The sequence below is a fragment of the Candidatus Hydrogenedentota bacterium genome (genome assembly GCA_012523015.1).
Classification (GTDB): domain Bacteria; phylum Hydrogenedentota; class Hydrogenedentia; order Hydrogenedentales; family CAITNO01; genus JAAYBJ01.
Window position 1 is genome coordinate 20108 of sequence record JAAYJI010000146.1, and the last position, 6942, is coordinate 27049.

The 6942-nt window shown below is 48.5% G+C and carries 4 protein-coding genes; all 4 read left to right on the plus strand.

Going from position 1 to position 6942, the window contains the following annotated elements; genetic code table 11:
* Positions 1-17 precede the first annotated feature (17 nt).
* On the plus strand, positions 18-1169 hold the full coding sequence (locus GX117_06365) for a Gfo/Idh/MocA family oxidoreductase (protein NLO32966.1): 1152 nt from the start codon (positions 18-20) through the stop codon (positions 1167-1169).
* Positions 1170-1371: 202 nt separating this feature from the next.
* Complete coding sequence (gene amrS, locus GX117_06370; GenBank protein ID NLO32967.1) at positions 1372-2445, plus strand: AmmeMemoRadiSam system radical SAM enzyme; 1074 nt, start codon at positions 1372-1374, stop codon at positions 2443-2445.
* A gap of 170 nt (positions 2446-2615) precedes the next feature.
* Entirely contained in the window at positions 2616-6011 is a 3396-nt protein-coding gene (locus tag GX117_06375) for an isoleucine--tRNA ligase (protein NLO32968.1), read from the plus strand.
* Between the two features lie 704 nt (positions 6012-6715).
* On the plus strand, positions 6716-6942 hold a 227-nt coding region (locus GX117_06380), incomplete at its 3' end, for a virulence factor (GenBank protein ID NLO32969.1).

Genomic DNA, 6942 nt, shown 5'->3' on the forward strand with positions numbered 1-6942 from the left:
TTGTGGAGGTAAAGATTATGGAAACTATTCATCTGGGCATCATTATGAACGGCGTCACCGGCCGCATGGGAACCAACCAGCATCTGGAACGCTCCATCATGGCAATTCGAAAGGAAGGCGGGCTCGGCTTGTCAGACGGCAGACGTATTCTTCCGGAACCCATTCTTGTCGGGCGAAATGCAGAAAAATTACGCAGCCTTTCAGAACGTTATGGAGATTTGCCTTGGACCACCGATTTAGATGAGGTACTCGGTGACAGCGCCTATCCCCTTTATTTTGATGCGCTCACCACCGAAATGCGCGTAGATTCGGTGAAACAGGCTATTGCCGCGGGAAAACATGTGTATTGTGAAAAGCCCATCGCAACAAATACCCAAGATGCCTTGACCTTGTATCAACTGGCAGAAGAAGCAGGAATTAAACACGGCGTGGTACAGGATAAGTTGTGGCTGCCGGGACTTATGAAATTGAAACACCTGGTGGATGACAATTTCTTTGGGCGCATTTACAGTGTCCGCGCAGAATTTGGCTATTGGGTCTTTGACGGCAAAGAACACGCTATGCAACGGCCTTCATGGAATTACCAAAAACAATATGGCGGCGGCATTATGCTCGATATGCTCTGCCATTGGCGCTATGTAATCGATAATATTTTTGGCGACGTACAAGCAATTTCCTGTTTGGGTGCCACCCACATTGAAAAACGCATTGATGAGGCGGGCACTCCTTTCGACGTCGATGTTGATGACGCAGCTTATGCCGCCATTAAGACGATGAATGAGATCATTTGCCAATTTAACTTCTCTTGGGCAACACGGGTGCATCGCGACGATTTGCTTGTCCTTCATGTGGATGGAGAAAAAGGATCCGCTGTGGCAGGATTGACCCATTGTCGGGTTCAAGCGGCAGCGGATACGCCGTGCCATGTTTGGAATCCCGATACAGGCCAACAAATTCATTACCAAGACAACTGGAAAAAAGTATTTGAGCAAGAACAGTACACGAATGCTTTTAAGGCGCAGTGGGAGCTCTTCTTAAAACACGTGGTCGCCGGTGATGCTTTCCGCTGGAACTTGCTCGAAGGCGCAAAAGGAATTCAATTGGCAGAATTGGGGATGGCAAGTTGGCATCAACGAAAATGGATGGATATTGAGCCTTTAGTGAAATAGCGTACTGCCGGTTCTTCTCTTTCCACCCTTGCGCAAAGCAACCCAAAGGAGAAGTCCCCTATCAAAATGGGTGAACGCGCCATAGTCCTATATTGATCCCTCCCTCGGTCAATCTTTATGATAAGAGCAGGACACGTCGATACCTCTGCTTTTATACCTGCGCTTTGCTCCTTCGCAGCGTGTCCCATAGGTGTAATTTAATATGGTAACTTTTTCTTCCAATCAAGGATCAGTAGAACAACAACTCGATCACTTTTCTGTTCCGGGTCATGAAGCCTTGTACCAAAAAGAGGAATCTCTTCGCGTACGCTGTCTGGCTTGCGCCCATCAATGCCGTATTTCCGAAGGCCGCCGTGGCGTTTGCCGCGTCCGCTACAATCGTAAAGGCGTGTTATATGTGCCTTCAGGATACGTGGCCGGGCTGCAAGTCGATCCCATTGAAAAGAAACCCTTTTATCACGTGCTGCCGGGAAGTGATGCCTTATCTTTAGGCATGTTAGGCTGCAATTTCCATTGCGACTTTTGCCAAAATTGGTTGAGCAGTCAAACGCTGCGCGACAGCGACGCCCTATCCGGATTTCAGCCCTGTTCCGCCGCAGAAATCGAATCCTTGGCAATCCGCTCCAAAGCAGCATCCCTTATCAGCACCTATAATGAACCTTTGATTACGGCAGATTGGGCAATCGAAATATTCGAGCGCGTCGCCAATAAAGACATATTATGCGGTTTCGTGAGTAACGGTTATGCAACCCCCACGGTGTTGGAAGTGTTGCGTCCCTTCATGAGTCTTTTTAAGGTGGATTTAAAATGTTTCACCGAACAGGGCTACAGACAAGTGGGCGGCTCCCTGAAACCTGTATTAGAAACCATAAGCCGGTTGCAGGAATTGGGCTTCTGGGTGGAAATCGTGACGCTGGTCGTTCCCGGCTTCAACGACAGCGCAGAAGAACTAAAAAAGATGGCCGCTTTTTTGGCTTCCCTTTCCCTCGATATGCCGTGGCACGTCACCGCCTTTTATCCGACCTATAAAAAAACAGACGTTCCGCCTACCTCGTCGGAACTGCTGGATAAAGCGTGGAAAATTGGCAAGGACGCCGGATTACATTATGTATATGCCGGGAATTTAGGCGGACGAGGCGGCGAAAAAGAACACACCTGGTGTCCCTCCTGCGGTACCTTGCTGGTGGAACGTGCCGGATTCCGTGTTCAGTATAACGGTATCGTGGACGGGAAATGTCCAAAATGCAGCGCATCCATCGCGGGCAAATGGCACTAGTTACGGCATCAAAAAATGATATGCAGTTGAATTTCTATCCGCTGATAGGACACAATGAGCGTATCCCCATGTCTCATTCCCAATAGAACCCCATAAAATATAGGTGTAACTGAAGCCCCTTTTTTGTATAGGGGCTGTCGGTCTTTTATGAACCAGGAAATAGCGCTATCATGAATAAGCCTGCATTTGAAGCAGTATCCGGTCCTTTTTCGTTTGCCGCAGCAGAAGCGGAAGTCCTTGCTTTTTGGAAAAAGGAACAAATCTACCATCAAAGCCTCGCCCAACGAAGCGATGCGCCGCCTTTTGTTTTTTACGAAGGGCCGCCCACAGCCAACGGATTGCCTCATCCCGGGCACTGCCTGACCCGAACAACCAAAGATATTTTTACACGCTATAAAACGATGCGCGGCTTTCTCTGTGAACGCAAAGCGGGCTGGGATACACACGGGCTGCCCGTGGAAATCGAAGTATGCAAAGAACTGGGCATCATTGACGGCGGCAAAGCAGCGATCGAAGAATATGGGGTAGAACGGTTCAATCGAGCATGCTTGGAATCGGTGTTTCGATACCAGCAAGACTGGGAAGACATGACCGACCGCATTGGCTTTTGGGTCGATATGGACCAGGCCTATGTGACCTATGTCCAATCGTATGTGGAAAGTGTTTGGTGGTCGCTCAAACAACTTTTTGATAAAGGACTACTCTATCAAGGACATAAAGTTGTTTGGTGGTGGGCGCAAGGCGGCACGGCGCTCAGTGCCGGCGAAGTGGGCGAAGGATATCGAGATACCGATGATCCCGCGATTACGGTGCGGTTGCCTTTGCATGACACAGCCAAAGAAAAGTTGGACATGGCAGGAAAAGAAGTTTCCCTTTTGATCTGGACCACCACGCCTTGGACCTTGTCCAGCAATTGCGCTGCCTGTGTCGGAGACGACATTGAATATGTCATGATTAAGCACAATGACGATGAGGGCAAAGAGGAATATCTTATCCTTGCCTCGGCGTTGGTCGCTAATAATTTTGGCGAAGAGGTCGAAATTATCCGCCATTTTTCAGGCGCGGAACTGGTCGGATTACAATACAAACCGCTCTTTGACTATGCCATGCCCGAAGATGTAATTACCGGACACGCCTCTTCCAAACATTGGGTTATCATCGCCGGTGATTTTGTAGATTTGTCTACCGGTACGGGCATTGTCCATGTTGCGCCTGCCTTCGGTGAAGATGACTACCGCGTCTGCCGTGAACAGGGTATAGGATTCCTTTGTTTCGTCAAGCCGGATGGCACCTTCGATGAGCGGGTCAACGACGTGGATCCCTACGATGGCACACCTTTATCCGGACAATTCTGTAAAGACGCTGATAAAGCCATTATTCGTGTTTTAAAAGAGCGCGGTCTAATCCTGCGCCATGAACAGCTGCGCCACTCCTATCCCTTTTGTCCGCGGGCAGAACAAGATCCCTTGATTCAATATGCACGGCGCAGCTGGTTTATACGCACCTCTGATTTCCGAAACGCTTTCCTTGAAAATAACCAACATATTAAATGGCAGCCTGAACATATCCGAGATGGGCGTTTTGGAAACTTTCTGGAAGGTAATGTTGATTGGGCGCTCTCTCGAGAACGCTATTGGGGAACGCCGCTGCCCGTTTGGGTATGTGAAAAAACAGGCTACCAAGAATGTATCGCTTCCTACGATGAATTGCTCGCGAAGGACGATGTGCAGGGAACAGAAGTTTGGGCAGAAGCCAAGAAGAAACATCCTGAACTGAGCGAGCATTTAAAAGTACATAAACCTTATATCGATGCCATCAGCTACCGCAGCCCCAAAGATCCTGAAGCGCGTATGAGACGGGTCAGCGAAGTTATTGACGTGTGGTACGATTCGGGAGCCATGCCTTTTGCACAGTGGGGATATCCTCATGTTCCGGGATCAGAGGCTTTGTTAAAAGCCAATTTCCCGGCAGACTTCATCAGCGAAGGCATTGACCAGACCCGCGGCTGGTTTTATGCTTTGCTGGCGATCAGCACCATGGTCTTTGATGATCCTCTTCCCCGCCCCTTCAGGAACTGCATTTGTTTGGGATTGGTGCATGGGGAAGACGGACTTAAATTATCGAAACGCCTGAAAAACTACAAAGACCCCACAGAGCTCTTCGATAAATACAGCGCCGATGCACTGCGCTGGAGTCTCATGGCAAAGAATCCGCCCACCAATGCCAACCGTCTCGCAGAACGCAACGTGGAAGAGGCGCAACGAGAAATGATGCTCCGTTGGTACAACGTCTACAGTTTCTTTGTCATCTACGCGAATCTAGACCATTTCACGCCTGTCGGCGCTCCTGCATCGCTCTTGCAAGAACTGGGCTGTAATCCATCCGCCACAACTGCGGATCAATCCTCCGCCCCCTTGCCCCCATTTCAAGCTATCGAAAAACGCGGCGAATTGGACCGTTGGATTATCAGCGAACTGAATCGTGTCAGCTTGGAATGTACGCAAGCCTTGGACAACTACGAATCCTATCCCGCCACCCGTGAACTGGCAGTCTTTTTGGAAGCCTTGTCCAACTGGTACGTGCGCCGCAGCCGCGCACGCTTTTGGGCAAGTGAATGGACCCAAGACAAAGCCGATGCCTACTGGACGTTGTATGAATGTCTCTTGAAATTCTCACAGCTCATGGCTCCCTTCACACCCTTTTTTGCCGATCTGACGTGGAAGAATTTGGTACGGCCCCTGAAAGCGGCTCCCATAAGCGTGCATCTTGCCCCCTTCCCCCAATCAACGTCTGAACAGGTGGACAGCGCACTTATTCACGCCATGACCGCCGTTCGCGAGGCAGTAAACCTTGGACTCAGCGCCAGACGCAATGAGAATATTAAAGTGCGGCAGCCTTTGGGCCTGTGCCGTATTATCGTTGCCAATCCCGTGCTGCGCGAGGTTCTGAATGCTAATGCCGCCCTCCTTCTAGAGGAATTGAATATTAAATCTCTTGAATTTGCAGATAACCCGGAAACCTACGTGGCTTATGAAGTTAAGCCAAATTTCAAATTGATGGGCCCTCGTTTCGGTGCCAAGGTAAAACAAATAGCCCAGATCCTCGCCAAGAGTGACGGCGCTGCGCTGTTTGCGCAATTGCAGGAAACAGGATCCATTGAAGTGATGCTTGAGGGGGCTCCTATTGAACTATCTGAAAAAGAAGTGGACGTGCGTCTGCAAGCACGCGAAGGTTTCGCCGCCGCTCAAGGTCAATCCATGGTCGTTGTATTAACCACCACGATTACTGAAGAGCTTCGTCAAGAAGGATGGGCACGCGAGTTTATACGGTACATCCAAGATTTACGCAAAGAACACAAACTGCCTTACGATGCACGCATAGGAATCCGTATTTCAATCGCCGAAGGAAGTTTGAAAGAAGCCCTGCAACGTTTTGAAAAGACCATTGCGGGAGAAGTGCTCGCTACGCACTGGGCTTATGATAATGAATCGACCGCCGGCGAGCGTTCCGTTGAAATTGACGGCATGAAAGCATCGGTATCGATCACCGAAAGCACAGAGTCTTAAGAGCCTACTCCCCACGGTGATTAGATTAAAAATTGTCTGCTTGCTTCAAAGGGCAATGACCCTAAAAGCAATCATATCGCTTGCGGCCAATTATCTTTAGAAATAGCTGCAGAAAGAGTGCTGCTCATCTTTGCCATTATCCATTCCGATTTAAAATGGAAGCTGTATAACAGTTCCAACACGATCACATGATTCCCCCTCCCCTCAAATTTGAACCTTAATCTACTTCTCCCACGGAAGCTAGGAAGCGAAAAGGCCGTGTACCGGGTTCACGTCATATCGATCCTGGATACAGGTAAAATATACTTAATATTCATAGGAACACCAATATAGTGTTATCAAAACTAAATAAGACTGGATATGATTGTAGAAAATATTTATATAATCTAAAGGAAAATATTTGAAAAAACACTCCTCATTCGTATATAACCAGTTTATCAGATATTACTACTAAAACTTGCGAATGAAACCGGAATAACAAAAAATACATTTTATTGAAATGAATTTCGAAATAAAAATGTTTAGTAGACAGTATTTGAATCGGATACTTATCTTGGGCTTGATATCGTTTGGAGCAAGAGACTTTAAACGGTTTCAGTAAGTAACTGACGGGATTTCACGGAATGCATCAAGCTAAGTTGGGTGCTTAGTGGAGCGCAGTTCCTACCCGTCAAATCCAATTCCTTGGAAAGGAGGACGTGTCTATGAAAAAGTATGTTGCGGTCGTAGGGTTGTGTATCTTTTTGCTTGCAGGAATGGCTAGTGCTGAGTGTGTTGTCGCTGCTCCTTGTTGCAGTCCCCCCGTAGTCTGTGCCAAACCCGTTGTTTGTGCCCCGGATCCTGTAGTCTGTGCCAAACCTGTTGTTTGTGCCCCGGCTCCTGTAGTCTGTGCCAAACCTGTTGTTTGTGCCCCGGCTCCTGTAGTCTGTGC